The organism is Microbacterium testaceum StLB037, assembly GCF_000202635.1.
GTDB classification, from domain to species: domain Bacteria; phylum Actinomycetota; class Actinomycetes; order Actinomycetales; family Microbacteriaceae; genus Microbacterium; species Microbacterium testaceum_F.
Genome location: NC_015125.1, coordinates 3,113,925 through 3,140,562, shown reverse-complemented (window position 1 = coordinate 3,140,562; position 26,638 = coordinate 3,113,925). Strand labels below are relative to the sequence as shown.

Annotated in this window: 24 protein-coding genes; 13 read left to right on the top strand and 11 right to left on the bottom strand. The window is 72.3% G+C overall.

Features of this window, described 5'->3' with window-relative positions; genetic code table 11:
* Nucleotides 1–74: 74 nt before the first annotated feature.
* The 6 genes from MTES_RS14285 to MTES_RS14260 all read right to left on the bottom strand — a co-directional run bounded on the left by MTES_RS14285 (nt 75) and on the right by MTES_RS14260 (nt 6,806).
* Nucleotides 75–695 (bottom strand): hypothetical protein, encoded by a 621-nt coding sequence (locus tag MTES_RS14285; protein ID WP_013585984.1) that lies wholly within the window; start codon nt 693–695, stop codon nt 75–77.
* A 161-nt stretch (nt 696–856) separates the two neighbouring features.
* Entirely contained in the window at nt 857–1,633 is a 777-nt protein-coding gene (locus MTES_RS14280) for an LLM class flavin-dependent oxidoreductase (RefSeq protein WP_013585983.1), read from the bottom strand.
* Nucleotides 1,630–2,511: an LLM class flavin-dependent oxidoreductase gene (locus tag MTES_RS14275; protein ID WP_013585982.1), complete on the bottom strand. Its 882-nt coding sequence runs from the start codon at nt 2,509–2,511 to the stop codon at nt 1,630–1,632. The genes MTES_RS14280 and MTES_RS14275 overlap by 4 nt, the downstream gene beginning before the upstream one ends.
* A 224-nt stretch (nt 2,512–2,735) precedes the next feature.
* Nucleotides 2,736–5,255 carry an ATP-dependent Clp protease ATP-binding subunit gene (locus MTES_RS14270; protein ID WP_013585981.1) on the bottom strand — a complete coding sequence of 840 codons (2,520 nt, stop codon included), beginning with the start codon at nt 5,253–5,255 and terminating at the stop codon, nt 2,736–2,738.
* 102 nt (nt 5,256–5,357) lie between these two features.
* Nucleotides 5,358–5,906 carry a haloacid dehalogenase gene (locus tag MTES_RS14265; protein WP_013585980.1) on the bottom strand — a complete coding sequence of 183 codons (549 nt, stop codon included), beginning with the start codon at nt 5,904–5,906 and terminating at the stop codon, nt 5,358–5,360.
* A 66-nt stretch (nt 5,907–5,972) separates the two neighbouring features.
* Nucleotides 5,973–6,806, bottom strand: a complete 834-nt coding sequence (locus MTES_RS14260; protein WP_013585979.1) for a hypothetical protein — start codon at nt 6,804–6,806, stop codon at nt 5,973–5,975.
* Between the two features lie 82 nt (nt 6,807–6,888).
* Between MTES_RS14260 and MTES_RS14255 the strand changes: the two genes are divergently transcribed.
* Nucleotides 6,889–7,956, top strand: coding sequence for a LacI family DNA-binding transcriptional regulator (locus MTES_RS14255; protein ID WP_013585978.1), 1,068 nt, complete (start codon nt 6,889–6,891; stop codon nt 7,954–7,956).
* A gap of 108 nt (nt 7,957–8,064) precedes the next feature.
* On the top strand, nt 8,065–8,721 hold the full coding sequence (locus MTES_RS14250) for a 2'-5' RNA ligase family protein (protein ID WP_013585977.1): 657 nt from the start codon (nt 8,065–8,067) through the stop codon (nt 8,719–8,721).
* Between the two features lie 48 nt (nt 8,722–8,769).
* On the opposite strand, the gene MTES_RS14245 is transcribed toward MTES_RS14250, so the two are convergent.
* Nucleotides 8,770–9,606: an inositol monophosphatase family protein gene (locus tag MTES_RS14245; RefSeq protein ID WP_013585976.1), complete on the bottom strand. Its 837-nt coding sequence runs from the start codon at nt 9,604–9,606 to the stop codon at nt 8,770–8,772.
* A 162-nt stretch (nt 9,607–9,768) separates the two neighbouring features.
* Here MTES_RS14245 and MTES_RS14240 point away from each other — a divergent pair, with 162 nt between their 5' ends.
* The 7 genes from MTES_RS14240 to MTES_RS14215 all read left to right on the top strand — a co-directional run bounded on the left by MTES_RS14240 (nt 9,769) and on the right by MTES_RS14215 (nt 16,864).
* Nucleotides 9,769–10,713 (top strand): carbohydrate ABC transporter permease, encoded by a 945-nt coding sequence (locus MTES_RS14240; RefSeq protein WP_013585975.1) that lies wholly within the window; start codon nt 9,769–9,771, stop codon nt 10,711–10,713.
* Nucleotides 10,713–11,585, top strand: coding sequence for a carbohydrate ABC transporter permease (locus MTES_RS14235; RefSeq protein ID WP_013585974.1), 873 nt, complete (start codon nt 10,713–10,715; stop codon nt 11,583–11,585). The genes MTES_RS14240 and MTES_RS14235 overlap by 1 nt, the downstream gene beginning before the upstream one ends.
* 26 nt (nt 11,586–11,611) lie before the next feature.
* Nucleotides 11,612–12,958 (top strand): ABC transporter substrate-binding protein, encoded by a 1,347-nt coding sequence (locus MTES_RS14230; RefSeq protein WP_013585973.1) that lies wholly within the window; start codon nt 11,612–11,614, stop codon nt 12,956–12,958.
* A 40-nt stretch (nt 12,959–12,998) separates the two neighbouring features.
* Nucleotides 12,999–13,778, top strand: coding sequence for an EI24 domain-containing protein (locus MTES_RS14225; RefSeq protein ID WP_013585972.1), 780 nt, complete (start codon nt 12,999–13,001; stop codon nt 13,776–13,778).
* A gap of 24 nt (nt 13,779–13,802) precedes the next feature.
* Complete coding sequence (locus MTES_RS19585) at nt 13,803–13,952, top strand: hypothetical protein (RefSeq protein WP_013585971.1); 150 nt, start codon at nt 13,803–13,805, stop codon at nt 13,950–13,952.
* A gap of 16 nt (nt 13,953–13,968) precedes the next feature.
* Complete coding sequence (locus MTES_RS14220) at nt 13,969–15,633, top strand: alpha-keto acid decarboxylase family protein (RefSeq protein WP_013585970.1); 1,665 nt, start codon at nt 13,969–13,971, stop codon at nt 15,631–15,633.
* Nucleotides 15,634–15,760: 127 nt separating this feature from the next.
* Nucleotides 15,761–16,864: a class I SAM-dependent methyltransferase gene (locus MTES_RS14215; protein WP_013585969.1), complete on the top strand. Its 1,104-nt coding sequence runs from the start codon at nt 15,761–15,763 to the stop codon at nt 16,862–16,864.
* Nucleotides 16,865–17,198: 334 nt separating this feature from the next.
* On the opposite strand, the gene MTES_RS14210 is transcribed toward MTES_RS14215, so the two are convergent.
* Entirely contained in the window at nt 17,199–17,663 is a 465-nt protein-coding gene (locus tag MTES_RS14210; RefSeq protein WP_013585968.1) for a DUF3817 domain-containing protein, read from the bottom strand.
* Between the two features lie 490 nt (nt 17,664–18,153).
* Here MTES_RS14210 and MTES_RS14205 point away from each other — a divergent pair, with 490 nt between their 5' ends.
* Together MTES_RS14205 and MTES_RS14200 are read left to right on the top strand one after the other, a co-directional pair.
* A complete protein-coding gene (locus MTES_RS14205) occupies nt 18,154–19,179 on the top strand; it encodes an FUSC family protein (protein WP_013585966.1) in 1,026 nt (341 codons plus the stop codon).
* A 4-nt stretch (nt 19,180–19,183) separates the two neighbouring features.
* Entirely contained in the window at nt 19,184–19,669 is a 486-nt protein-coding gene (locus MTES_RS14200) for a hypothetical protein (RefSeq protein WP_013585965.1), read from the top strand.
* Nucleotides 19,670–19,689: 20 nt separating this feature from the next.
* Here MTES_RS14200 and MTES_RS14195 read toward each other — a convergent pair whose 3' ends face one another.
* Nucleotides 19,690–20,082 carry a YybH family protein gene (locus tag MTES_RS14195; RefSeq protein WP_013585964.1) on the bottom strand — a complete coding sequence of 131 codons (393 nt, stop codon included), beginning with the start codon at nt 20,080–20,082 and terminating at the stop codon, nt 19,690–19,692.
* Between the two features lie 47 nt (nt 20,083–20,129).
* Here MTES_RS14195 and MTES_RS14190 point away from each other — a divergent pair, with 47 nt between their 5' ends.
* Both MTES_RS14190 and MTES_RS14185 read left to right on the top strand, forming a co-directional pair.
* A complete protein-coding gene (locus MTES_RS14190; RefSeq protein WP_013585963.1) occupies nt 20,130–20,984 on the top strand; it encodes a ribokinase in 855 nt (284 codons plus the stop codon).
* The gene (locus MTES_RS14185; protein WP_013585962.1) at nt 20,981–21,907 is read left to right on the top strand and encodes a nucleoside hydrolase; all 927 of its coding nucleotides are present in this window, start codon (nt 20,981–20,983) and stop codon (nt 21,905–21,907) included. Before MTES_RS14190 ends, MTES_RS14185 begins: the two co-directional genes overlap by 4 nt.
* Before the next feature lie 69 nt (nt 21,908–21,976).
* Here MTES_RS14185 and MTES_RS14180 read toward each other — a convergent pair whose 3' ends face one another.
* A complete protein-coding gene (locus MTES_RS14180) occupies nt 21,977–24,154 on the bottom strand; it encodes an alpha-galactosidase (RefSeq protein WP_013585961.1) in 2,178 nt (725 codons plus the stop codon).
* A complete protein-coding gene (locus MTES_RS14175; protein WP_013585960.1) occupies nt 24,151–26,616 on the bottom strand; it encodes a glycoside hydrolase family 2 protein in 2,466 nt (821 codons plus the stop codon). The genes MTES_RS14180 and MTES_RS14175 overlap by 4 nt, the downstream gene beginning before the upstream one ends.
* Nucleotides 26,617–26,638 lie beyond the last annotated feature (22 nt).

The window sequence follows — 26,638 nt, the reverse complement described above, 5'->3', positions numbered from 1 at the left end:
GATCGTCGCCGCCTTGTTTCTTTCGCGGAGACATCGCGACACTCGCCCGCCGCGGCGGGATCGTACGGGCCGGATCAGCCTTGGCCGGGTAGTCCGAAACGAGTGCCGGGGTCGGGCGTCGGGCACACGGAGGTCGAGCCGAGCGCCACGACGTCTGCTCGCACGGTGACGCTGGACCCTCTCCGGTCCACCCGGAAAAGGACGCCCTGCTGGGAGAGGTCCTCCGGGGTGAAGGCGACGGTCGCGGTGGTCGGCGGCGGGGCATCGCCGAATGAGCCGCCCCCGGTCGTGGCCGTCAGACCGGCGGGCGGGTTCTCGCGGATCCAGTCGATCGTGTCGTCCACGCCGGCGTTCGGGACGAGCCACTCCGCGTGGCGCCCCGCGATGGGGGCGCAGATCCACCCGGCGAACGATGTGTACAACCGGGTGTTGTCGTCCGTGCGCACCGCCCCCTCGGGGAGCGCGATCGCGCCGAGCCACGCATCGGCTTGAGCGATCGAGGCGGCGTCCGGAGTCGACGCGGGAGTCGGCGTCGCCTCCGAACCGAGGGACGGTTCCGAGGCGGGCGGCGGGCCGACCGAGGCCCGCGCCGCATTCTCCGAGGGCGCGTCGCCGGCGGCCGAGGCCGCGGTGCAGCCGGAGAGCAGCGCCGCAGCGGCGGCGATCGTCACGAGGGTCACCGGAAGTCGCCGCATGGGCCCATGCTAGGGCTCTCGTCGTGGCGAACATCCGCGCGGGGGCTCTACAGCGACCGCCGTGGCAGCCCGGCGGGGGCGGATCGGCCCGTGCGGGAGCCACGCGACGACCATCGCCGCCGGCCCGCGCGAACACGGATCGGCGTGGCCCGCCCCTCCCGTCAGCTCGGGGAGGGTGCCGTCCGCCGGACGAAGTCGACGTACGCCTCCACCGTGTCTTCCGGCACGATCGCGCGCAGGACGACCTCGTCGGTCGCCGCGGTGTACGCCTCAAGGGCATCGCCGAGCTCGGTGACATCGCGGATCGTCGTGTCGGCGGCATCCACCCCCATCCGTTCGAAATTCGCGGCGTAATTCGGGAAGGACGCGTACCGAGCCGTTTCGACGTCGAGCCTCTCGCGAGCGGCCGGCACGATCGCCGTCCGCACGTAGACGGCGATGTGGGCGGCCGGTGAGACCTCGTGAAGGCTCTCGGTCTGCGCGCGCGCCTCGACGGGTGGCACCCAGTTCAGCAGCACCCCCTCGGCGCGCTCGACGCCGGTCCGGCGCATTCTCGGACCGAGCGCACCGACGAGCACACGCGGCATTCCGGCGCCGTGCAGCACCTCGATCGCGTCGCGGACGCGTGCCAGCGCCCCCTCTTTCGCGATGCCCGAGCCGATCCCCAGCGTCAGGCGGTCGAGCGGAAGACCGAGGGATGCCACCTCGGCGGCGATCTCGTCACCGGGTCGACGATCGACGGGTACGACCCCCGTCGCGAGATGCAGGCGTTCGGTCACCCTCGCCGCCGCAGCAAGCGCCGCGAGGGCGTCGCCGTCGGGGGTGTCGTTGATCCAGAGCGCGTGGAACCCGGCTCTCTCGACCTCGGGAGCGATTCTCGCGACCGCCTCGGGGCCGAGCGCGCCGGCCAACCCCAGCGACACCACACCGCGGGTCACGAGACACCCGCCGCGTTCGGCAGTTCGAGGGCGACCTGACCGACCGCCGAGAAGAACGCCGCGAGGTCGACCTCATCGGTGGGCAGGAGCACGACGTCGTCGACGCCGACCGCCTGGAAGCGCGCGACACTCTCGGCCACCTCGGACACCGAGCCGGCGAGAACGCGTTCTGCGGCGTCGGGCCGATCCCCCGCCGCGGCGATCGCGCGTTCGTGCGCGTCCGGCCCGAAGGCCGTGAGCACGTAGGCGACGACGTCGGCGCGGCCGTCGCGACCGGCATCCACGCGTCCCGCCTGAACCGTGCGCACCGACTCCGCGATCTCGTCGACCGTGTGCCGGCTGTCGAGGATGACCCCATCGGCGACGGCGCCGGCGAGAGCCAGGGTCTTCGGCCCCTCGGCGGCCGCGTACACGAGCGGCGCCTCGACGGGAGGCCAATCGAGCGACACGTCGCGCAGACGGACGTACCGTCCCTCGGCGCTCACGGTGTCGCCGGCGAGCAACGAACGGAGAGCGGGGAGCTGCTCGTGCATGAGCGTGAGCGGCGACGCGGCCTTCGCCCCGATCTGCCGCATCCAGTCCTGCACGCCGTGTCCGAACCCGGGGAGGAGTCGCCCCGGGAACATGCGCTCGATGGTCGCGACCTCCATCGCCGAGGCGGCGACGCTGCGGAGCGGGAACGGCGCGATGCCGACGCCGATGCGCAGGTGGTCGGTGACCGCGAGGGCGGCGGCTGCGGCGGCCCAGGCCGAGGAGCGGAAGCAGTCCTCCCAGAGCCACAGCTCCTCGATGCCGGCGTCCTCCGCCGCACGCGCGGCGTCGCGCAGCTCTTCGGGCGGGTGGGGGTACGGGCTGAAGATCGTGCCGATACGACTCATGCCTCTACTCTGCCCCGAACCTCCGACATCCGGGCGATCGCCCCGCACCCCGCCGCGCCCCCCGGGCCTGAGTGTCCAAAACACCCGGACGTTTTTTCAGACCGTCCGGGTGTTTTGGACACTGAACGAGCGAGAGCACCGGCACGAGCGCAGCCACAGCCACCCGCCGCCCACCCACGCCGAAGGCCCCCGGCGCCGCAGCACCGAGGGCCTTCGAGAGGGTGTCAGGCCGCGAGCGCCCCCGCGGCGGCGCGGACCACGAAGCCCGAGGCGTCGGCATCCACCGTCACCGCTCCCCCGTCGACCAGCTCGCCCGAGACGAACAGGTCGGCGATGCGATCGTCGACCTCGCGCTGGATGACCCGGCGCAACGGCCGCGCACCGTATTCGGGCTCGTAGCCGACCTCGGCGAGGCGATCCACCGCGGCCTCCGTCACGTCGAGGGTGACGTTCCGCGCCGAAAGCCGCCGCGAGGAGGCGCCGAGCAGCAGCCGGACGATCTCGCGCAGCTGCGCCTTCTCGAGCTTCTGGAACAGCACGATGTCGTCGATGCGGTTGAGGAACTCGGGCCGCATCGCCTCGCGCAGCTTGCCCAGGACCCGCTCGCGCACGTCCTCGGCCGCGAACGCGCCCGTCGTGAAGCCGATCGCCCCGGAACGGGATGCCAGGATCTCGGCGCCCAGGTTGGAGGTCATCACGATGACCGTGTTGCGGAAGTCGACCGTGCGGCCCTGGCCGTCGGTCAGGCGCCCGTCGTCGAGTACCTGCAGCAGCAGGGTGAACACGTCGGGGTGCGCCTTCTCGATCTCGTCGAACAGCACGACCGCGTACGGGTTGCGACGCACGCGCTCGGTGAGCTGACCGGCCTCGTCGTAACCGACGTATCCGGGAGGAGCACCGACGAGACGCGACACGGTGTGCCGCTCGCCGAACTCGCTCATGTCGAAGCGGATCACCGCGCCGTCGTCGTCGAAGAGCGATCCGGCGAGAGCCTTCGCGAGCTCGGTCTTTCCGACACCGGTGGGCCCGAGGAAGAGGAACGAACCGACGGGTCGGTTCTCATCCCCCATGCCCGTGCGGTTGCGGCGCACGGCCTTGGCGACCGCGGTCACCGCGTCGTCCTGCCCGATGACCCGGGCGTGCAGCTCGTCCTCCAGCTGCGAGAGGCGGCCGCGCTCGGTCGCGGTCAGGCGGGCGACCGGGATCCCGGTGGCACGGCTGATCACCGCGGCGATCTCGGGCTCGTCGACGACGGCCGCGGCGCGCGGGGCGCGGGTGGCCTCGTCGAGCTGCGCCTGCACGGCGGCCATCTCGTCGCGAAGGCGCGAGGCCTCCTCGTAGTGCTCCGCGGAGACGGCGGCGTTCTTCTCCGCCTCGAGCGTCGCGAGCCGCTCGAGCAGCGAGGACGTGTCGACCGAGACGCCGAGCCGCAGCCGCAGCCGCGCCCCAGCCTGGTCGACGAGGTCGATCGCCTTATCGGGCAGCACGCGGTCGGGCAGGTACCGGTCGCTCAGCTCGACCGCGGCGCGCAGCGCGTCCTCGGTGTACGTCACGGCGTGGTGCTCCTCGTACGCCGAACGGAGACCGCGGAGGATCTCCACGGCATCCGCCAGCGACGGCTCGCCGACGCGCACCGGCTGCAGGCGCCGTTCGAGAGCGGGGTCCTTCTCGATCGTGCGGTACTCCCGCAGCGTCGTCGCGCCGATGAGACGCACGTCGCCGCGCGCCAGGCGCGGCTTGAGGATGTTGCCCGCGTCCATCGACCCGTCGCCACTGCCGCCGGCACCGACGAGCGTGTGCACCTCGTCGATGAAGACGACGAGCTTCTGGGATGCCGCGATCTCCTCCATCGTCTGAGTGAGACGCTCCTCGAAGTCGCCGCGGTACCGGGCGCCCGCGAGCATCGCGGCCAGGTCGATCGACACCACGCGCGTTCCGCGCAGCTGCTCGGGGACCTCGTCGGCGACGATCGCCCGCGCGAGTCCCTCGACGATCGCCGTCTTGCCGACGCCGGCCTCACCGATCAGCACGGGGTTGTTCTTCGTGCGGCGGCTGAGGATCTCGATCGTCTGCTCGATCTCGTCGGACCGACCGATGACGGGGTCGAGCCGGCCCGCCGTCGCGAGGGCGGTCAGGTCGGTGCCGAACCGGTCGAGGTTCGGGGTGGCGGATGCCGCTTCGCTCGGCGCCGCGGTCTCGGTCCCGCCGACGACGGTCTCGCGCACACCCTGGGTCAGGGCCTCGGCCGTGACGCCGGCCTGCGCGAGGATCTGCCCGGCGGGCGCGTCCTGCGCGAGCACGAGGGCGAAGAAGAGGTGGTCGGGGTCGACGTAGGTGGAACCCGCGGCCCGGGCGACCTGGAACGCGTGGAACAGCGCGCGCTGCACCGACCCGGCAACGACCGCACCGTCCACATCGGCCGCCTCGCCCGCGGCGGGAAGGCGGCTCTCCGCCGCACGCGCGATCGCGGCGGGGTCGGCGCCGAGGCGCGCGACGGCCTCGCGGGCGGGCGACTGCCCCACGAGGACGTGCAGCACGTGCAGGGCATCGAGCTCGCGCTGACCGCGGCCGAGCGCGAACCGGCCCGCGGCCTGGAGAGCCTCCTGCGTGCGGGCGCTGAGGAAGCGGCTGAGATCGATGGACCGTTCGGCGCGAGCGCGCTCCCCCGCGAGGTAGCGGGCGAGGAACTCGTCGAACGACTGGGCGCCGTTTTCCCCGGCGCCGGGGGTGAAGTCTTCGGGCACGAACGTCTCCTGTGATACATGAGTCGAGCTCACTCAAGTTTGAGACTTGAGCGGCGAGGTATCAACTTCAACGACGACGTTCCGAGGTTATTCCCGGCAATCTCACGACGCCCAGGTGAACCACGCCGCGGTGCTTCCGTTCACCTCCAACACGCCGCCGCCGACCGAGTGACGGGCCGTCATCGCATCCGTTCCATCGCTCCACCAGACGCCCGTCTTGCCCGCGAGCGAATCGCTGGCCTCGCCCTGCCATCCCGCCGCGTGGAAGGCGGCATCGGCCTGCGTGATCGCGCCGTCCGGGTCGTCGAAGAACAGGGCCGATTCGCGCGACGCGCCCTGCCCGTCGTCCTCGGAGACGAAGCACGTCGGAGTCGCGGCGATGTCGACGCCCTCGGGGAACGCGAACTCCCCGGGGTCCACGGGTGGGACGTCCCCGAAGCCGTTGGACGCCAGGTACGCGAGCATCTCGTCGGTGCACCCGAACCCCGCGCGCACGGTGATGGCGACACCGTCATCGGTGGTGACACCCGAGTCCGTCACGGGCGCCTCGCTCGCGGCATCCGGAGCCGGGGTGCCGGACGTCGACGCGCACCCGCTCAGGACGGCCGCGAGCACGAAGAGGGGAACGAGACGGAAGCGGAGCGAGGACATGGCGTCAGCGTCGCACCGCCGCCCCCGACGGTCGATAGGGGTTTCGGCGGGCTCCGAGACGCGAAGTCACGCGCGGAGGGTCGGATCGGGGGCGTTCCAGAGCTCCACCGTCTGCACGAGCCAGAACACCGCGAACAGCGTCACCACGACCGATTCGCCGAGGAACACCGCAGGCACGCCCGCGACGGTGACCGTCGCCGCACCCCCGGCGACCAGCACCGCGACGAGCGCGCACAGCGCCCCCAGGATGCCGACCGCCACCACGGCGTAGAGCACCCGGAAGCGACGCGGAGCGCGCTGCGGACGCCACGCCGAGACGGCGGCCACCACGCCGATCACCGAGAAGAAGCCGACCGCCGCGACGTTGTGCGCACCGCGCAGGAACGTCGGGAAGTCGACGAGGGCCCACGTCACGAACCCCGCGACCGTCAGCGCGATCGCGACCAGCGTCACGACGGTCCCCCACCCGGCGGAGCCCTGCGTGCGCGCGAGGACGGCTGCGGCGACCAGGACGACGAGGGAGAGGGATGCCACGGAGATGCCGCTGTTGACCACCCCGGGGATCGCGGCGGCGGGCACGCACACGGCGCCGCCTTCGCACGAGGCGTCGGTGATCGGGGTGGGGACCAGCGCGACGACGAGCGCGAACACGGCCGCGAGATCGAGCAGCCCCTGTTCGACGCTGCGCCCCGAGAGCACGAGCAGCGCCAGCGCGATGGCGCAGAGGCTCCCGACGAACAGGTGCCCCGCGGGCGTGTAGAACGCCGCGCTCAGGGAGGACAGCGCGCCCCGGCCGGCGACCTCGAGCCCGATCGACACCGCGAGGACCAGCGTCGCCCCGACGATCGACAGGCGCACGTAGCGGTAGGTGCGTTGGGTCGACGTCGTGCGCAGGCGCATGCCGACATCCTGGCATCGACCACCGACACCGCCCCGCCGGGTCGCGCGGGCATCACGTGACCCGGGGCGCTAGCGTGAAGGCGTGGCAGCCCTGACGCCCGACGACGGCGACCCGATCGCCCGTCCCGCGCACGCGCGCCGGGGCGGTCCCGCCCCGACGATCCACGACGTCGCCGCCGCCGCGGGCGTATCGAAGTCGGTCGTCTCGCGGGCGCTCTCGGGGGCGTCCGGCGTCGCCGAACGGACGGTCAGCCGCGTACGGGATGCCGCCGCGAGCCTGGGCTACGTCCCCAACGCGCACGCCCGCGGCATGTCCGCGCACCGGACGCACACGCTCGGCGTCTTCGTCCGGGATGCCGCGACGCCGTTCTACGGGCACCTGCTCACCGCCTTCCAGGAGCGTGCCGCCGAGCGCGGCTACCGCGCCGTGACCGCCACCGGGGCGGGATCGTTCTCGATCGCCGACGAACGACGCGCCCTGGAGACCCTCGTCGCCCTGCGCGTCGAAGGACTGATCGTGTGCAGCGGCGCCCTGCCGGTCGAGGACGTGATCCCGTTCGCCGCACGGATCCCGACCGTGGTCGCGGGCCGACCCGAGCAGGACCCGTCCGTGAGCAGCGTGTATTGCGACGAGGTCGCGGGCGGGCGCGGGCTGGCCGATCACGTCGCTCACCTCCGCCATCGCCGGGTCGCGGTGATGACGCTGTCCCCGAAGGACTCCATCACCCAGGCCCGGCGCACCGAGGCGATGGTCGCGCGTCTGCGGGAGCTCGGCGTCGACGTGGTCCCCGTCCCGGGCAACGACGCCGGGCCGCGGGCCGACAGCATCGCTCCGATCGTTCACGCCGTGCTCGACGCCGGGGTCAGCGCGTTCATGACACCGAGCGACGCGTGGGCCATCGCCGCTCTCGAATGCCTCCGCGACCGGGGACTCTCGGCCCCCGGCGACCTCTCGGTCACGGGGTACGACGGGGTGTCGCCCTTCACGACCTCGCTCCTCGCGATCACCTCCTGGCGCCAGCCACTGGGCCGGATCGGCCGCCTCTCGGTCGACGACGTCGTGGACCAGATCGACGGCGACGCCACGGGCACCCAGCACCGAGCGATCGACGGCGAGCTCATCGTGGGACGCACCGCTGCCCGCGCCTGACCGCGTCACCCGTCGTTCACCCGCTGGACGACGGTTCGTCTCTTGCGACGCGACCCACGCGGATGAGGATAGGGAACGTTCCCTTTCCCCTTCGCGAAACGAGCTCGAATGACCAAGGATTCCGACCGCACCCGGCCGCGCGACGACAGCGACCCCTTCCGCTACGGCATCTACCTCCGCCCCGACCCCCAGACCTGCCGAGCGGTGACCGTCGTCACCGACCAGCTCCGCGCCCAGTACGGTCTCATCTCGGCGGGCGCCTTCCCCCCGCACGCGACGCTCGTCGGCAGCCAGCCCTTCGGGTTCGCCGAGCAGGACGTCATCGACGCCCTGTCGACGCTGCTCGCCGACCGCCCCGCGTTCCCCGTCCACAACGCCGGCGTGCGCGGCCAAGGTCAGGGGTTCGTGTACGACGTCAGCGAGAACGCGGACGGCAGCGTCAACACCGCGTTCGTCGCTCTCGCTCGCGATGTCGACCGGGCGATCGCCCCGTTCCGACGCCCCGTGCACAACCCCGAGAACAACGACTTCCGCCCCGAGTCCTTCCGCGCCCACCTCTCACTCGCCTCGCACGACCTCTACGTCCGCCCCGACCTCCGCGACGAGGTCGCCGACTTCATCCGCGGCCTCGACGTGCCCGTCCCCACCGGTTTCGCCGGTGACACGGTCGTGCTCTACCGCACCTCGAGCGCGGACTGGTCGGGCCGGTGGTGGCAGACCCTGACCTGGGAGCACCTGCGCACCTGGAAGCTCCCCCTCGACTGATCCGAACCACGGGGAGGGATGCCACGCCCCCGCGTGGCATCCCTTCCTTCAGTGCTCCGCGCGCCCCCACGGGGCCGACAGCTCCCGCACCCGCTCGCGCAGGGCGCGGTGGTCGCCGCCGGCACCCCACGCGACGTAGTCGAGGGCGGCCTGCGGGCGCGGCTCCTCCTCGCCCGCACGGAACCCCGCGAAGGCACCGCCGGCGCGACGGAGGATGTGCGCCCCGGCCGCCACGTCCCAGGGGTTCGTGTCGAATCCCATGGTCGCGTCCGACCAGCCCGCCGCCACGTGCGCGAGATTCAGGGCACCACTGCCGGTGCTGTGGTGGTGCTGGTAGTCCCGCGTGATCTGGGCGAGAAGCGCGAACGCCTCCTCGCCCAGCAGGTCGACGTCGTGCGACCCGGGGAAGCTCGTCAGCAGGGTGGAGCGATCATCTCGGGCCGAGGCCGACCGCATGGGCGCGCCGTTGAGGGTCGCCGGTCCCTCCCCCGCAGCGAACAGGTTGTTGGCGACGGGGTCGAGGATCACGCCCGCGACCACCTCGCCGTCGAGTTCGGCGGCGATCGAGATGCACCAGTACGCCAGTCCGCGGGCGAAATTCGCGGTGCCGTCGATCGGGTCGATGATCCAGCGCAGGCGCGCATCGCCCGAGCTGCCGGTCTCCTCGCCGAGGATCTCGGAGCCGGGGGCACCCCGCTGCAGCTCGGCGCTGATCACGTGTTCGGCGTTCTTGTCGTGCACGGTCACGACGTCGTGCGGGTCGCGCTTGAACGACACGCTCATATCGGAGCGGAAGGCCTCGAGGAGCGCGGGCGCGGCGGCGCGCGCAGCGCCGGCGGCGAGCAGGCACAGCGCGTTCGGGTCGTCGGAAAGGGGCGTGGTCATGGGTTCTCCGTTCGGGGTCCCTGGGATTGAGCCAGGTCTCCCTGAACACCGCGTGAACGCTCGGGGACCGCTCGCCGGGAACGATTGACCCTCCGGAACCCGTGCCGCAGAGTAGTGCCGTCCTCAGAAACGGGAACGTTCCCTATGAACGGAAAGGTCCGGATGTCGGCTTCGATCCTCCCCCTCCACCGCCCCGTCGGCGCGGCCCGCTCCGCGCGTTCCACCTCGTCGTGGCGACGCGTCGACCGCCGTCTCGGCGTCGCGCTCCTCGTCCCGGCGTTCGCGGTCTTCGCCGTGTTCGTGTTCTACCCGCTCGGCAAGGTCATCTGGCTGAGCACCCAGGGCACCGACATCTTCGGTCAGGCCGCCGGCTTCGTCGGCGCCAAGAACTTCGTCACGCTCTTCAGCGACCCGCACTTCGGCGAAACGCTGCTGCGCACCGCGGTGTTCTGCGTCGCCGTCGTGGCGGGAAGGGTCGTCGTGGGACTCGCCGTCACCATCCCCCTCACGATGACACTGCGCGGGATGCCGATCTTCCGCGCCCTGCTCACCTCACCGCTCGTGGTGTCGGTGTCCGCGGCATCCGTCGCCTTCGCCGCCATGCTCTCTCCGGCCAACGGCTTCGTGAACTCGGTGATCACCGGATTCGGCGGCACCGCCGTGCCCTGGCTGACGAGCACCCAGTGGGCCTTCCCGAGCGTGATCGCCGTCACCGTCTGGGGCTCGCTCGGCTTCACGGTGCTCCTCCTGCTCGGGGCCTTCGGAGCGATCGACCGCGACGTGATCGAGGCGGCGCACCTCGACGGCGCGGGGCCGGCCCGCACGCTGTGGTCGATCTCGCTCCCCCTGGTCACTCCGACCCTGTTCTTCATCGTCGTCACCGGCGCGGTCGAAGCCCTCACCACGTTCGGGCAGATCCAGATCCTGACCGGCGGCGGCCCGGCCAACTCGACGTCCACCCTCGTCTACACGATCTACACCTCGGCTTTCGGGGCGGGCGGCGCGAACTTCGGCATGGCCGCGGCCACGGGGATCGTGCTGTTCGTCCTCGTCCTCGGGCTGTCGCTGGTGCAGTTCGGACTGCTCGAGAAGCGGGTGAACTACTGATGACCACTGTTCCCGCCTCCCGCACACCCCCCGCGACCCGCCGCCGGACGAGCCTCGGCCGTCGCGTGCGCTCGGCCCTGCTCGCCGCCTGGCTCGTCGCCGCGGTCGTCGTCGTCTGCTTCCCGCTGTACTACATCCTCGAGGGAGCCCTGACACCGACCGAGTGGCTCAACCAGGGCCTCGCCGGTCTCGTGCCCGTGCACCTCACGCTCGACAACATCATCCGCGCGACCCAGGTCATCCCTCTCGGCCAGCAGTTCGCGAACAGCGTGGTCGTCACCCTCTGCCAGACGTTCCTGCAGGTCACGATCGGCATCGCCTCGGCCTATGCCCTGGTGTTCTGCGGGCTGAGGCACACGCGCGCGCTCTTCCTCGTACTGCTGTCGAGCATCATGGTCCCCGCCGAGACGACCCTGATCGCGAACTACCTCACGGTGTCGTCGTGGCACCTCATCGACACCCTGCCCGCCGTCTTCCTGCCCTTCGCGGCGTCAGCACTCAGCATCTTCCTCTTCCGGCAGGCGTTCCTCAGCTTCCCCGGCGAGCTGCGCGACGCGGCCCTCCTCGACGGGGCGGGGCACCTGCGGTTCATCCGGTCGATGCTGCTCCCCGTCGTTCGCCCGACCCTCATCTCGGTGACGCTCGTGAGCGCGACGGCGGCCTGGAACGGGTTCTTCTGGCCGCTCCTGGTCACCAACTCCCCCGAGAACAGAACCGTCCAGGTCGGTATCGCCCAGCTCTCCAACGTCGAGGCGACCGATGTCGGCGTCGTCCTGGCCGGCGCCGCCCTCGTCACCCTCCCCGTCCTCCTCGTCGTCCTGCTCGCCCAGCGATTCCTCGCCGGCGGCCTCACCGCCGGCGCCCTCAAGTAGTCACCCGAAACAAAGGAACCCGACCCATGTCCCTCCGCACCCGCGCGTGCCTGGCCGTCACGGCCGCCGCGACCCTCGTCCTGTCCCTGTCCGCGTGCGCCGCACCCGGAGACACGCAGCCGTCCGCGGCATCCGGACCCGTCACTCTCACCTTCTGGCACGAGATGACCGGACCCGCCGCGACCGAGCTCGACGCCCTGGTCTCGCAGTTCAACGAGCGCGAGGCCGGCGCGATCACCGTCGAGGCCTCCTACCAGGGCTCCTACGCCGACGCCCAGACGAAGTACACCGCCGCGGTGCAGTCGGGCAGCACGCCCGACGTGCTCATGATGAACGACACCTCGACGGGGTTCCTCGTCGACTCGAAGAAGACGGTCCCGCTGTCGTCGTTCACCGACGGCGACGAGTCGTTCTCGGCCGACAGCTTCCCCCCGATCGTCCGCAGCTACTACAACGACGGGTCCGGGGGCCTCGCCGCGATGCCGTTCTCGGTCTCTCAGCCCGTCCTCTACGTCGACCGCGCTCTCGCGACGCAAGCGGGCCTGAACCCCGACACCCCGCCGACGACCCTCGCGGACGTCGCGTCGTGGGCCGAGAAGATCCACGCGGTGACGGGCGCATACGGACTGTCGATGAACATGGCGGACTCCTGGATGCTGGAAGAGATGTCCGCCTCGGGCGGCGAGCTGTTCTGCACCCCCGACAACGGCCGCGGGTCGGATCGCGCGACCGGCCTGCAGCTGACCTCCCCGACGCAGGTGGGCTTCATGAAGACCCTGCAGAAGCTCTTCCTCGACGGCACGGCGCTGAATCCCGGAACCGACAACAGCGCCATGGTCTCGGCCTTCGCGACCGGCAAGGTCGGGCTCATGCTGACCTCGAGCGGCGCGTACACGACCGCCGACCCGCAGAAGACCGCGTCGAAGGTCGCCGCGTTCCCGCGCACCTCGAACAGCGCGGACGCCGGCGTCGTCATCGGCGGCAACGCCCTGTGGATCTCGGGCGACGGTCACTCGACCGCGCAGCAGGAGGCGGCCTACACGTTCGTCACCTTCCTCCACTCGGCCGAGGTGCAGGCCGCCTGGGCGAGCGCGACCGGGTACCTGGCGTCGAACACCGACGCCGGCTCCACGTCGACCGGAGCGCAGATGCTCGCCGACCCCAACTCGAAGGCCATGGCCGATCAGCTCGCGAACACGCCCGCCACCACGGCGAGCGCGGGATGCCGGACCGGGGCACTCCCCGCCCTTCGCCCCACCGTCATCGCCGCCTTCACGAAGGTGGTCGAGGGAGCGGACGTCGCCGACACGATGAGGGATGCCGAGAACCAGGCGGCGCAGCAGATCGCCGCGTACAACCAGGCGGCCGGCTGAGCTCCGGCCGGTGTCGGACGCGTCTGCCAGACTCGTCGGCATGCGCGAATTCCTCGCCGGCGCCGGCCTCCTTCTCCGTGGACTCGGCCAGTGGCGCCGCACCCCCGGGGCGATGGCACTCGGGCTCATCCCGGGTGCCATCGTCGGGCTGGTGTTCGGTGCCGCCCTGGTGGGATGGGGCTTCTGGCTCCCCTCCCTCGTCGACGACTGGACGCCGTTCGCCGACGGCTGGCAGCCGTTCTGGACCGGAGCACTCCGCGTGGCGATCGGGGTCGCCTCGTTCGGCGCCGTCCTCTTCCTGTTCGCCGTGTCCTTCACCGCGGTCACCCTCACGGTCGGCGAGCCGATCTACGACCGCATCTGGCGCGCGACCGAGCGCTCGGCCCTCGGGACGGTCCCTGACACCGAGTACGGCTTCTGGCGCGGGGTCGGCGACAGCGTGCGGCTGGTGCTGCGCGGCATCCTGGTCGCCCTTCTCGCCTGGCTGCTCGGGCTCATCCCCCTCGTCGGCGGTGTTCTCGGCGGGGTGGTGGGTCTGCTCCTCACGGGGTGGCTCCTCGCGGACGAGCTGACCTCGCGCGCCCTCTCCGCGCGGGGCCTCGATCGCCGCGCCCGCCGTGCGCTCCTGCGCGAGCACCGCGCGCGGGCCCTCGGCTTCGGGGTGGCGACCCAGGTCTGCTTCCTGGTGCCGCTCGGTGCGGTCGCGATCATGCCGGCGGCCGTCGCCGGCAGCACCCTCTGGGCGCACGCTGCTCTCGGTGAGACGCCCACCCGCGGGCGGGTCGAGCCCGAGGCGCGACGCGTCGACCCGGCACGGTAGCCTGGAGCGACCGAAGGGATCCTCATGTTCATCGTCTCGCTCATCCTGTTCGTCGGGGGCATGCTGCTCACCGGCCTCTCGTTCTCGCTCGCGGCTCCCGCGCTGTTCTTCGCCCTCGGCATCATCCTGGTTTCGGCGTCTCTCGCGCTGCCCTTCCACTTCGGCACCCGGTAAGGCGCAGACCCCGGCCATGACGACCTATACCGTGGCCGACTACCTCCTCGATCGGCTCGCCGAAGCGGGAGTCCGGCACTTCTTCGGCGTCCCCGGTGACTTCACGCTCGCGTTCCTCGACCATGTCGAGCGGCACCCGCTCATCGAGTGGGTGGGCTGCGCGAACGAGCTGGGCGCGGGCTACGCGGCCGACGGCTACGCGCGTCTGCACGGTCTCGGCGCGCTGAGCACGACCTTCGGCGTCGGCGAACTCTCCGCGATCAGCGCGGTGGCCGGCAGCTACGCCGAGCACGTCCCCGTCCTGCACGTCGTCGGCGCTCCCACCACCGGCGTCCAGGCGGCCGGGCGTGCGAGCCACCACTCCCTCGGCGACGGCGACTTCGGGCACTTCGCCCGCATGACCGCCGAGGTCACCGCCGCGCAGGAGATCCTGACGGCGACGGATGCCACGGCCCAGATCGACCGCCTCCTCACGGACGTGCGCCACCGGCGTCTGCCGGGCTACCTCCTCATCCCCGCCGACGTGGGCGAAGCCCCCTCGTCACCGCCCACGCAGCCCCTCCCCTCGCCCGACGCCGTCACCGACCCCGCGGTGCTCACCCGGTTCCGCGACGCCGTCGCCGCGCGGCTCGCGGTCGCCGACTCCGCGGCCGTGCTCGCCGACATCCTCGTCGCGCGCCTCGACGCCGAGAACCACCTGCACCGCATGCTCGCCAGCGGGGTGCCGCACGCCTCGCTGCTGTGGGGCCGTCGCGTCGTCGACGAGTCGGCATCCGGGTACCTCGGTCCCTATCTCGGTGCGGCCAGCGCGCCCGCCGTCCGCGCGGGGATCGAGGACGCCGACGTGCTCGTGATGGCCGGCGTGCAGTTCACCGACCTGACGAGCGGATTCTTCTCGCAGCACATCGACCCGGCGCGCACCATCGAGATCCGCGGGGAGCACGCCCGCATCGGCGACGATGACTTCCGCCCGCTCGCGATGCGCGACGCCCTCGATGCCGTGGCGGAGGAGCTCGAGGCTCTCCCCGGTCGCTTCGCGGTCGCGTCCGAGGCGCCCGTGGTCATGCCCCGCGTCCCGGCCGATCCCGGCGCCGCGCTCTCCCAGGAGGCGCTCTGGCACGCCGTCGCGGGCTTCCTCCGCGACGGCGACACGGTGCTCGCCGACCAGGGCACGTCCTTCTACGGCATGGCCGGGGAGCGCCTCCCGCGCGGCGTGGTCTTCGGCGGGCAACCGCTGTGGGCCGCGATCGGCTTCACCCTGCCGGCGATCCTCGGAGCCGCCCTCGCGCGACCGGAACGGCGTCCGGTGCTGCTCATCGGCGACGGCGCGGCGCAGCTGACCAGCGCCGAGCTCGGCACCCTCGTGCGCCACGGCATCCCGGCGGTCATCGTCGTCGTCGACAATGCCGGATACACGGTAGAGCGTGTGATCCACGGTCTCCACGAGGAGTACAACGACATCGCCGCGTGGGACTGGACGGCGCTGCTCGCGTCGATGGACCCCACCGAGTCGAGCGTGGGTGTGCGGGTCGACAGCGTCGGCGAGCTGACCGCGGCCCTGTCCGACGCGCGGGCGGCGGACGGACTCACGCTCATCCAGGCCGTGGTTCCGCAGGACGACGTGCCCCCGGTGCTCGCCGACCTCGCGGCCGCGGCCGCCGCCGCGAACCGGCGCTCCTGAGCGCTGCGCCTGGTCCACGTCCGTCGCACCGCCGGCGCTCCTGAGCGCTGCGCCTGGTCCACGTCCGTCGCACCGCCGGCGCTCCTGAGCGGCGCGCTGGTGCCGCGCCGCCCGGTACCGTAGCGGGGTGCCGTTCTCGTTCGATGCCCTCCGCCGCTGGCCCGACCTGGAGGCACCCGAGCTGTTCGCCGTCGATGCGGCCGACCGGCTGATCCTCGACGAGTCGGCCGGGGCGCGCGCAGGTCTCGGCGACGGAGAGCTCGTCGTGATCGGCGACACCTACGGCGCGCTCACGTTGGCCTCGGCGGATGCCGGAGCGCGCGGCATCCGAGTGCACCAGGACGAGCTGACGGGCGAGCGCGCCCTCGCGGCGAACGCCGAAACGACCGGGCTCACCGGCACCTTCACCTCCCGGGAACGGGATGCCGCCCTGCTCGCCGGCGCGCGGGTGGTGCTGCTGCGTCTGCCGAGGTCGTTGCGGGAGCTGCACGACGTGGCAGGGCTCATCGCGCGGCACGCGCATCCCGACGTCGTGGTCTTCGCGGGCGGACGGCTGAAGCACATGACCGTGACGATGAACGACGTGCTGCGCGAACGGTTCGACCGCGTCGACGTCTCGCACGCCCGGCAGAAGTCCCGCGTGCTGATCGCGCGTGGTCCCCACGACGGCGCCGATCCGGAGCCCGAGCGGGCACGGATCGACGGGCTCGAGATCCGCTCGTTCGGCGGCGCGTTCGCGGGGGCGTCCCTCGACATCGGCACCCGGATGCTCCTCGCGCACCTGCCGGCGCCGGCCGGTGACGAGGCGATCGACCTCGCGTGCGGAACCGGGATCGTCGCGGCGACCCTGGCGACGCGGCATCCGTCCCTCCGCGTGCTCGCGTGCGATCAGTCGGCGATCGCCGTCGCCTCGGCGCGCGCCACCGCCGAAGCCAACGGGGTCGCGGACCGGGTCACCGTGGTGCGCGACGACATGCTGGGGTCGCACGCGGACGACAGCGCGGCGTTCATCGCGTTGAACCCGCCGTTCCACTCGGGCGCGGCGGTCACCGACGGCATCGCCCCGCGCATGTTCGCCGACGCGGCGCGCGCGCTGCGCCCGGGCGGCGAGCTGTGGACGGTGTGGAACTCGGCGCTGCAGTACCGCCCCGCTCTCGAGCGCCTGGTCGGCCCGACGCGCCAGGTCGCGCGCGACCGCAAGTTCACGGTGACGGTGTCGACGAAGCGCTGACGCGAGGCCCCTGAGCCCGTCGGGGCCTCTGAACCCGGCGGAGGTTCCTGAGCCCGTCGAAGGGACCGGGGGCTTCGACACGCTCAGCCACCTCCGCCGCACCCCAGGTCGCTGAGCCCGTCGAAGGGACCGGAGGCTTCGACACGCTCAGCCACCTCCGCCGCACCCCAGGTCCCTGAGCCCGTCGAAGGGACCGGAGGCTTCGACACGCTCAGCCACCTCCGCCGCAACCCAGGTCCCTGAGCCCGTCGAAGGGACCGGAGGCTTCGACACGCTCAGCCGCCTCGGCGCAGAGGGACCGGAAGCTCGGGCACGCTCGGCCACCTCCGCCGCGTCAGCCCTTGCCGCCGGGCGGGCCGACGATCAGCAGCACCACGAACACCACCGCGACCACCGCGACGAGCACGAGGCCCAGCGCCCACGGCCGCCGCAGGAAGAACCGCAGCGCGCGGTCGATCGGGCGACGGTCGCGCGGGTCACCGCTGTCCTCGAGGCGCCACGCCCCGCGCAAGCGGCCCGAGCGCTGCAGCCAGATCTCGGTCGGAATCGTCGCGTATGGGATGACGGCGCTGACGATCGCGACCGCCGCGGGCACCGCTCCCCAGCGCTGGTTCAGCGCGACGAGCACCGCCGTCGCGCCATAGGCGAGGAACACGAAGCCGTGGATGCCACCGCCGATCGACACCGCGATCGGGAGATCGGCCGTGGCGCGCAGGATGAGCCCGGCGATCAGGAGGGTCCACGAGATCGCTTCGGCGATCGCGAGCGTGCGAAACAGGGTCAGGGGCGTGCGGAACACGTCTCTCCTCGTCCGGGGTCGGGGCTTCCCACCCTACGGAACCCGCCGCCGCGGCATCCGGGGTCTCCTCGACGTCGAACGACGCTCACTCGATGGGCTGGTCGTCCTTGTCCAGCGAGGGGTCCGACTTCTCGGCCTGGGCGGCGGTCGACGTGTCGGGCTCGGGGCCGGGGTCTATCGGGCGCTTCTCTCGCTCGGCATCCATTCCTCCACCCCATCAGATCGGCCGACGGATGCCAGGGGTTGACGCCGCACGGCGGGTCGGGCCGGGCGGATGGGCTGCGGCGGCGGGCGAAACTCCTGAGAAGTCGCGTCGCGCGCCCCTCCCTGGCCTCGACGGGCGCGAGACGTGCGGCTTCTTCAGGAGTTCCGCCCGCGGCACCGACCGCCCGGCGGCCCGCAGCCAGACGTCGCACCCGCCCCGACGGCCCGGCCGCGCGCAGCCCAACGTCGCACCGGGTCGGGGGCGGAGCGCGCGTAGGCTGGAGGGATGGCGGAATCCCGGGGGCGCGTGTGGACCGGGGTCATCCGGGTGGGGCCCCGGCAGGGGGATCACCGCGTCGCCCTGCGGGCCGTCATCAGCGTCGGCGCTCCCCTGCTGGTGCTGCTCCTGATCGACCGTCTGGATCTCAGCGTCTACGCGAGCTTCGGGGCGTTCGCCGCCCTCTACGGTCGCGCCGACGTCGCGCGCACGCGCGTCCGGATGCAGGCGACCGCCGGCGGCGTCCTCGTCGCGTCGATGCTCGTGGGCACGACGCTGTCGTTCCTCGCGGCGCCGGCGCTGCTCCGCGTCGCCGTCATCGCCGTGCTCGCCGCGGCGGTGACCCTCTTCGCCTACCGCAAGCGCTGGCATCCGCCCGGTGCGCTTTTCGCGGTGTTCGCCGCCGGGGCGACCGCGAGCTTCCCCGCGACGGGAGCGACGTTCGCCCTCGTGCTCCTCGTGGGCGGTGCGAGCGTGGTGTGGAGCCTCGTCGTCACGACGGTCTTCGCGCTCAGCCGGCGCGCCTCGTGGCGGCGCCCGCCGCGCACGCGCCCGCCGATCGGCGCGGTCGCGTGGGAGATGACGGCGACCGTCGGCGCCGCGGCGCTGCTCGCCGGCATCGCAGGCGCCCTGCTGATCGGCACGCACTGGTACTGGGCCATGGTCGGGGCGGTCGCCGCGGTCGGGGGCGCGCACGTGAACGCGCGTCTCATCCGCGGCGTGCAGCGCCTGGTCGGGACGCTGCTGGGTGTGCTCATCGCGGCGGGGCTCCTCGCCCTCGACCTGCCGCCGGTGCTCGTGATCGTGATCGCGGTCGCCCTGCAGGCCGGGGCCGAGATGTTCGTCGGGCGCAACTACGGCATCGCGATGATCTTCATCACCCCGCTCGCGCTGCTCATGATCTCGCTGGCGTCACCCGCCGGGCCCGAGCTGCTCCTGCGTGACCGGGTGCTCGAGACGATCATCGGCGTCGCGGTCGGAACCGTCGTGGCGATCGTGTCGGCGGGACTTCGACGCCGTTCCCCGACAAACTGACCCCATGGATGCCGAAAACGCCCGCCGTCTCGGAACCGACGCCGCCGAGCGGATCAGTGCCGGATGCTACGGCGCGCTGGTGTCGGCATCCACTCTCATCGGTCTCGGCGACGCCGACCTCGCCGACGTGATCGCCGTGGTCGCGCTGACGAATCTCGTGTACTTCGCGACCCACGTCTTCGCGTACTCGCTCGGCGATACGTCGTCGAAGCACCCGTGGCCGATCGTGCGGCACCACCTCGCGGTGAGCGCGCCGATGGTGTCGGTCACGTTCCTCCCGCTCCTCGTCGTCGTGGTGCTCGTCGCGACGGGCGTCGACCTGCCGACCGCGCTGCTCTGGGGAGTCGGCGTGGCGATGGCGTACCTCGTCGCCGTCGCGACCATCGGCGCGCGGCTGCGCGGGTACTCCCCGATCGTCGTGATCCTCACCGCGATCGGCGCCGCGGTCATCGCGGGGCTGCTGATCGTGGCGAAGCTGCTCCTGCACTGACCGCGGTGGCGGTGTCGGCGTCAGACCGGCGCGGTCGTGTGGTCTCCGTGCCGGTGCACGATGCGCCAGACGCCGTCCTCCCGGCGCCAGACGTGGGTGACGCGGACGACGAACGCGCGGGGCTCGGCGCCGTCCACCGACAGCACGCCGCTCTCGCGTCCCGCGGTCATCGCCCAGTCGTCGCCGACGAGCACGCGGTCGTACTCCGGCACGAGGGTTCCGCCGCGGAAGCGCTGGGCCACGACCTCGAGCGTCGCCTGCACGTCGGCGGCGGTCGTCGCGTGCGTGCCGAATCCGCCCATCAGGGTGGCGTCGTCGGTGCGGGTCCACAGCGACGCGAAGGGTCGAGGGTCGCCGTGACCCATGGCATCCAGGGCCCGCGCGAGGTCGAGGAGAGCATCGTCGAACGTCATGAGGACATCGTCGCGCACTCGGCTGTCGGTGGGGCGTGACAGGCTGGATGACCGTGAGCCCCCACTCCCCCGCACCTCGCCTGACCGTCGTCGGCGCGATCAACGTCGACCTGACCGCGCGCGTCGAGCGCGCCCCCGCCGCCGGGGAGACCGTCGCCGACGGCGTCCTGCAGCGCGGGCCCGGGGGGAAGGGCGCGAATCAGGCGGTCGCGGCCGCGCGACTCGGCGCCGAGGTACGACTGGTCGGTGCCGTGGGAGACGACCTCGACGGGCGTGGGATCCGCGAGCAGCTGGCCGCGGTGGGCATCGACGCGTCCGGCGTGCAGACGGCGGATGCCGCGACGGGAACCGCGCTCATCGTCGTCGACGCGACCGGCGAGAACTCGATCGTCGTGTGCGCGGGCGCGAACGCGGCGATCGACCCGGATGCGCTCGGTATCGAGCCCGGGGCCGCGGTGCTGATGCAGTTGGAGGTCTCGGATGCCGTCGTCGCGGCCGCCGCGGAAGCCGCGGGCTATCTCGCGCTGAACGCCGCCCCGGCGCGGCCGCTGCCCGCGGGGGTCCTCGAGCGTTGCGACCTCGTCATCGTGAACGAGACCGAGTACGCGCAGCTCCCCGAGGTGCACGATGCCCCGCTCCTGTGCGTGACGCTCGGCGCCGAAGGTGCCCGCCTCTACCGACACGGCCAACTCGTCGCCTCGGCCGCCGGGGTCGCGACGACCGTCCGCAACACCGTCGGGGCCGGCGACGCGTTCTGCGCCGCTCTCGTGTGCGGGCTGCTGCGCGGCGACGACGAGGCCGACGCCCTCGCGCGCGCCTGCGCGGTGGGAGCCGCGGCCGTCGCCGACGACGCCTCGCAACCCGCCCTGGAACCCCTCGACGCGTACGGAGTCCCCGCATGACCCGCCGCCCGATCCTCGTCGACTGCGACACCGGCATCGACGACGCCCTCGCCCTGGCGTATCTGCTCGCCGAGCCGACCGTCGAGATCGTCGGCGTCACCACGGTGTCCGGGAACACGGATGCCGCCCGCGCGGCCGCGAACACCCTCTCGCTGTTCGAGCTCGCCGGGGTCGACGACATCCCCGTCGCGATCGGCGCCCACGACTTCCGCGGGCGCGAGTACGCCGGTGGCGCGCCGCACGTCCACGGGGAGGACGGGGTCGGCGGCATCGCACTGACGGCGGCCGCGCGCGCCCACGACGCCCGTGCGGCCGTCGAGCTCATCGATCACCTGGCTCAGCGGCATCCGGATCTCAGCGTGCTCGCCCTCGGTCCGCTCACCAACCTGGCCGCGTACGCCGAGACCGCCGGGGCGACCCCGTTCGACCGACTCATCGTCATGGGCGGCGCCTTCGCGCACTCGGGCAACGTCACCGCGTGGGCCGAGGCCAACATCCACAACGACCCCGAGGCCGCGGCGATCGTGTTCGCACAGGACTGGGACATCACCGCCGTTCCGCTCGATGTGACGATGACCCAAACCCTGGATGCCGCCGACCTCGTGCGCCTCGAGGCGATCCCCGGTGCGTTGCCCCGCGCGTTGGCCGCGATGCTCCCGGCGTACCTCGACTTCTACCAGGGCCGGGTCTTCCCCGATCGCCGCTGCGCGCTGCACGACCCGCTCGCCGCGATGGTCGCCGCGGGAGCGCTGCGCGGAGTCAGCGTCGCCCGGGGACGGATCGACGTGCGCCTCGAACGCGGCGAGCGCGGACGCACGGTGTCGTCGCACGCGTCCGAGACGCAGCGTTGGGTGCGCGGCATGGAGGGCTCCGCGGTCGAGCTGCTGCTGGGCACGCTCGAGCGGCGGGAGTGGCCGGGCTGAGCGCGTGATGTCACACGGATCGAACATTGCGGCCATGTTCGATCCGTGTGACATCCCGAGCGGGCCCCCTCACACCGCCGTCACCGCGAACACCACCGCCGACTCCGGGAACATCGCCGGGGTGTGCAGGCCCGCCGTCATGAGGGCTCGGCCGGAGAGCACGACACCCGCGTACCCGTCGTCGGTTTCGGCGCCGAACCACGGTGCCGGCGTGAAGCCGCGGGGGCGTCCACCGGGGTGCACCGGGACCACCGTGTAGCGACGCCCCTCGTCGAGACCGCGGAAGACGAATCTGCCGCGCGGCGACACCTCGGAGCGGCCCACCGTGGCGAGGACGAACAGCGCCCGCGTGCGATCCGCCGATACCGTGCCCGACAGACGCAGCGTCGGGTCGGAGGTGTCGACGCGGACCATGTCACCGGTGTGGAACAGCTCGCGGTGCGCCTTGTGGAACGCGACCCACTCCCCCAGTTCCGCGAGTTCCTCCGTGGACGCCTGCGCGAGATCCCACTCGATGCCGAGGTGCGCGATCAGCGCGGTCGCCGCGCGGAACGACAGCGTGTGCCGGCGCCCCGTCGTGTGGGACCCGCCCGACGCGATGTGCGAGCCGAGCAGCTCGGGCGGGAGCAGCTGCATCGTCCACCGGTTCATGTCCTGCCGCTCGAGGGGATCGATGCAGTCCGACACCCACACTCGATCGGTGTGTTCCAGGATGCCGAGATCCACGCGCGCCCCACCCGAGGAGCACGACTCGATCTCGAGGCCCGGGAATCGCTGTCGGAGCTCGTCCATGAGCCGGTAGGCCGCGAGGGTCTGCCGGTGGACGCCCGCCACGCGGCGCTCCCCCGTACCCGCGTCGACCAGGTCGCGGTTGTGGTCCCACTTCACGTACGCCACATCGCCGTCGGCCACGACCGCGGTCAGGCGCTCGAGCAGATAGGCGTAGGCGTCCGGGTGGACGAGGTCGAGCACCAGCTGATGGCGCGCGAGGACCGGCAGCCGCGGCCCGGTGGAGAGGATCCACTCGGGGTGCTCGCGCGCGAGGTCGGAATCGGGGTTCACCATCTCGGGCTCAAACCACAGTCCGAACTCCATGCCGAGGGCTCGGACGCGGTCCGCCAGCGGCCGGAGACCGGCGCTCCACACGGTCTCGTCGACGAACCAGTCGCCCAGCCCGGCGGTGTCGTCGCGGCGGCCGCGGAACCAGCCGTCGTCGAGCACGAAGCGTTCCACCCCGAGCTCCGCGGCCCGTTCGGCGAGATCGAGCAGCCGGGGCATGTCGTGGTCGAAGTACACGGCCTCCCACACGTTGAGGGTCACCGGTCGCGGTCGGGCGGGATGGTGCGGTCGCGCCCTCAGCAACGTGTGCAGCCGACGCGCCTGGTCGTCGAGGCCGTCACCGTACACGGCGTAGAGGGGTGGCATCCGGTATCCCTCCCCCGGGGCGAGTCGGATCTCGCCGGGCAGGAGCAGCTCGCCGCCGCCGATCACCTGCACGCCGGAGGAGAGCCGTTCGGCGTAGTGCCGGTGGTTGCCGCTGAAGCCGACGTGCACGCCCCAGACCTCGCCGCCGCCGAATCCGAAGCCGGGGACACCGAGCGAGAGGAGTGTCGCGGCGTCGGCCCCGGTGCGTCCGCGCCGGCCCTCGCGTTCCTCGATCCCGACGACCAGCGGTCGCCGCTGCGGGATGCGCTCCTTGCCCCATCGCCCCGAGAAGTCGAGGACCTCGCGCGCGATCGGCGGGACGGGGAGCGCGAGCTGGAGCCCGCTGACGTCGTACGCCCCCGCGCCGGCGTTGCGCACCTCGCCGCCGAGCCGGACGACGCCGGAGGGGGTGAGCTCGATCGAGAGGTGAAGGTCGAGTCCCGCCTCCGGGTCGTGGGCCTCGATCGCGACGAGCCCCGGGCCCGCCGCGGTGAATCCGGACGAGAGCGGTACGGCGTCCAGGGTCGCACCACCCGCGACGAAGTGCGGCGACCATCCGGCCCCGGATCGGTGCCCCTCCAGGCCGGGCTTGCCCATCCAGCCTGTCCACGGCTCGGGCAGGATCGCCAGCCGCACCGGCACGTCGATCGCGTTGGGGACCACGGGCTCCACCGCTCCGACGGCGAGGGCCGCGGCATCCGTCTCGTCGATGTCACCGAGTTCGGCGCCCCAGTGCAGCACGGCGGGGAGCCGCCCCGCGCCGAGGTCGAGCAGAAGAGAGACCCCTCCCGCCGTGAGGTGGACGAGCGCACGCTCCGTCATGCGCGCGGCGCGTTCGCGGCGGCGAAGGAGTTCGCGTGACGGACGACGAGCGGGGAGGAGAGGGATGCCACCTCGCCGGCGTCCCCGCGGACGGCGAACTCCGTCGATTCCCCGGCGAGGAGCGTCTGCAGCCCGGCGTCCACCGCGAGAGAGGGGTGCGCCCGATCGACGAGGAGGGTGACGTCGCGCACGAGGGAGCGGGCGGTGACGACGACGGTCCAGCCCTCGGCGGAGCGATGGACCTCGACGTCGAGGGGGTCGGCATCCAGCATCTGATCCACGACCTCGGCGCCGTGGTGGACCGCGCGCCCGAACCCGGGGGCATCGATCACGAGCACCTCGCGCGCGACGTCCCAGTCCCGGAGGACCTCGTCGGGAACCGCCACCTCGGTGTGGGAGCGCGCACCGACCTCCGCGGACACCTCCGCGCGCGCCCGCTCCTCCCCCGCGAAGCTCGAGCGCGTGACGGTCACGACTCCGGCCCAGCCGTCCGGGTCGTCGTTGGAGAGCGAGAGGGTCACGGCATCCGTCCCGCCCCGGGCGATCAGCAGACGCGGCTGGTAGACGTGCTTCAGCGCGTGCCACACCGGCTTGCGGTGCTCGTCGAAGTCGACCGCGGCCCACGAGACGACGGGCCAGTTGTCGTTGAGCTGCCACACGATCGAGCCGGTCAGGTGATCGCCCAGCGTCCGGAAGTACTCGATGCCGAAGCGGATCGCCATCGCCTGATTGAGCTGGGTGGCCCAGTGCCAGTCGTCGATGTTCGTCGGCGCCGCGAGGTGCCCCGCCATGCCGCGCTCGAGCTTCAGGTTGCCCTGGTCGGCCTTCTGGTGCACGAGCATCTGCTGCCCGAACGGATCGAGCGGGGCGTCGTGCACGACACGCGTCAGCGTGCTCCACGCGGGCGGTCCCTGGAACCCGAACTCCGACACGAAGCGGGGCCGGTGCAGGGTGTAGTCCCGGTAGTCGAGGACGTTCCACACGTCCCAGATGTGCATCGTGCCGTGCGCGGCGTCGTTCGGGCTGAGGTAGTCGTCGTACGAGTAGGGGCTCCCCGGAGAGTAGGGACGCGTGCCGTCGAGCTCCGCGACGATGCGCGGGAGGAGCTCGCGGTAGTAGAGGTTGCCCCACGCGCGACCGCGCAGCAGCGGACGCCACGCCGGCCACTCGGCGAACGCGACGATGTTCTCGTTGTTGCCGTTCCACACCACGAGCGAGGGGTGCGGGCTGAGCCGGGTCACGGCCTCGCGGGCCTCCGCCTCGACCTCGACCGCGAAGGCGTCGTCCTCGGGGTACGCCGCGCAGGCGAACAGGAAGTCCTGCCACACGAGCACCCCCATCTCGTCGCAGAGGTCGTAGAAATCGTCCGACTCGTAGATCCCGCCGCCCCAGACGCGCAGGAGGTTCATGTGGGCGTCCGTGGCGTCGACGATGCGGCGGCGGTAGCGGTCGGCATCCATCTCGGTGACGAAGGCGTGGTCGGGGATCCAGTTCGCGCCCTTCACGAAGACGCGCTCGCCGTTGACGACGAGACGGAAGGCGGTGCCCGCCCTGTCCGGCGGCGTCTGCAGCTCGACCGTGCGGAAGCCGACGCGCCCGTTCCATCGCTGCTCGGACCCCCGCGGCCGAACCGACACCGCGTACAGCGGCTGCGCGCCGTAGCCGCGCGGCCACCACCGCTGCACGTCGTCGACGCGCAGGCGGACGGATGCCACGCCCTCCCCCGCGATCACGGTCGCGCGGGCGCACACCTCCCCGTCGGGATCGCGCAGGTCGACGTCGATCTCGGCGGTGGCCGGGATGCCGTCCCACTCCACGCCGACGTGCACGTCGAGGATGCCGGCGGACCCGTCGAGCTCGACGAGCGGGCGCACGTCGCTCACGCGGACGCCGGACCACGATTCGAGGCCGATGCTCTTCCAGATCCCGCTCGTGGCGACGTCGATGCCCCAGTCCCACCCGAAGTTCGCGGCGGACTTGCGCACGGTGTTGTAGGGGTGGTGGTTCACGTGCGGCAGCTCGCCGTGCACCCGGGCGAGCGACTCGGCGCGCACGACAGGAGCCGAGAACGCGATCCGCAGGTGATTGCCGGTCGCGCGGAGGTACGGCACGACGTCGAAGCGGTACGAGCGGAACTGGTTCTGCGTGTGTCCGACGAGGTGGCCGTTGAGCCAGATGGTCGCGAACGTGTCGAGGCCCTCGGCGACGAGGTCCCAGCGGTCGTCGCGGTCGAGGTCGCCGGCGTCGAAGGTGCGCTCGTACGCCCAATCGGTGCGCCCGATCCAGGCGAGGGCGCTCTCGTTGTCGCCGTCGAACGGGTCGGGGATGAGCCCGGCGCGCAAGAGGTCGGTGTGGACGCAGCCGGGGACGACGGCCGGAACGTCGACGCCCTCGAGAGCGTCGGGAACAGGTCCGGCGACGGCGGAGAGCGTCCAGGGTCCGTCGAGAGACAGGCGGTGCATGGGGGTCCTTTTCGATGGGGGA

Excerpts from the sequence above, each read along its gene's own strand:
- MTES_RS14285 (WP_013585984.1), bottom strand. The coding sequence starts at position 695 with ATGCGGCGACTTCCGGTGACCCTCGTGACGATCGCCGCCGCTGCGGCG.
- MTES_RS14275 (WP_013585982.1), bottom strand. The coding sequence starts at position 2,511 with ATGAGTCGTATCGGCACGATCTTCAGCCCGTACCCCCACCCGCCCGAA.
- MTES_RS14265 (WP_013585980.1), bottom strand. The coding sequence starts at position 5,906 with ATGTCCTCGCTCCGCTTCCGTCTCGTTCCCCTCTTCGTGCTCGCGGCC.
- MTES_RS14260 (WP_013585979.1), bottom strand. The coding sequence starts at position 6,806 with ATGCGCCTGCGCACGACGTCGACCCAACGCACCTACCGCTACGTGCGC.
- MTES_RS14250 (WP_013585977.1), top strand. The coding sequence starts at position 8,065 with ATGACCAAGGATTCCGACCGCACCCGGCCGCGCGACGACAGCGACCCC.
- MTES_RS14245 (WP_013585976.1), bottom strand. The coding sequence starts at position 9,606 with ATGACCACGCCCCTTTCCGACGACCCGAACGCGCTGTGCCTGCTCGCC.
- MTES_RS14240 (WP_013585975.1), top strand. The coding sequence starts at position 9,769 with ATGTCGGCTTCGATCCTCCCCCTCCACCGCCCCGTCGGCGCGGCCCGC.
- MTES_RS14235 (WP_013585974.1), top strand. The coding sequence starts at position 10,713 with ATGACCACTGTTCCCGCCTCCCGCACACCCCCCGCGACCCGCCGCCGG.
- MTES_RS14230 (WP_013585973.1), top strand. The coding sequence starts at position 11,612 with ATGTCCCTCCGCACCCGCGCGTGCCTGGCCGTCACGGCCGCCGCGACC.
- MTES_RS14225 (WP_013585972.1), top strand. The coding sequence starts at position 12,999 with ATGCGCGAATTCCTCGCCGGCGCCGGCCTCCTTCTCCGTGGACTCGGC.
- MTES_RS19585 (WP_013585971.1), top strand. The coding sequence starts at position 13,803 with ATGTTCATCGTCTCGCTCATCCTGTTCGTCGGGGGCATGCTGCTCACC.
- MTES_RS14220 (WP_013585970.1), top strand. The coding sequence starts at position 13,969 with ATGACGACCTATACCGTGGCCGACTACCTCCTCGATCGGCTCGCCGAA.
- MTES_RS14205 (WP_013585966.1), top strand. The coding sequence starts at position 18,154 with ATGGCGGAATCCCGGGGGCGCGTGTGGACCGGGGTCATCCGGGTGGGG.
- MTES_RS14200 (WP_013585965.1), top strand. The coding sequence starts at position 19,184 with ATGGATGCCGAAAACGCCCGCCGTCTCGGAACCGACGCCGCCGAGCGG.
- MTES_RS14195 (WP_013585964.1), bottom strand. The coding sequence starts at position 20,082 with ATGACGTTCGACGATGCTCTCCTCGACCTCGCGCGGGCCCTGGATGCC.
- MTES_RS14190 (WP_013585963.1), top strand. The coding sequence starts at position 20,130 with ATGACCGTGAGCCCCCACTCCCCCGCACCTCGCCTGACCGTCGTCGGC.
- MTES_RS14185 (WP_013585962.1), top strand. The coding sequence starts at position 20,981 with ATGACCCGCCGCCCGATCCTCGTCGACTGCGACACCGGCATCGACGAC.
- MTES_RS14180 (WP_013585961.1), bottom strand. The coding sequence starts at position 24,154 with ATGACGGAGCGTGCGCTCGTCCACCTCACGGCGGGAGGGGTCTCTCTT.
- MTES_RS14175 (WP_013585960.1), bottom strand. The coding sequence starts at position 26,616 with ATGCACCGCCTGTCTCTCGACGGACCCTGGACGCTCTCCGCCGTCGCC.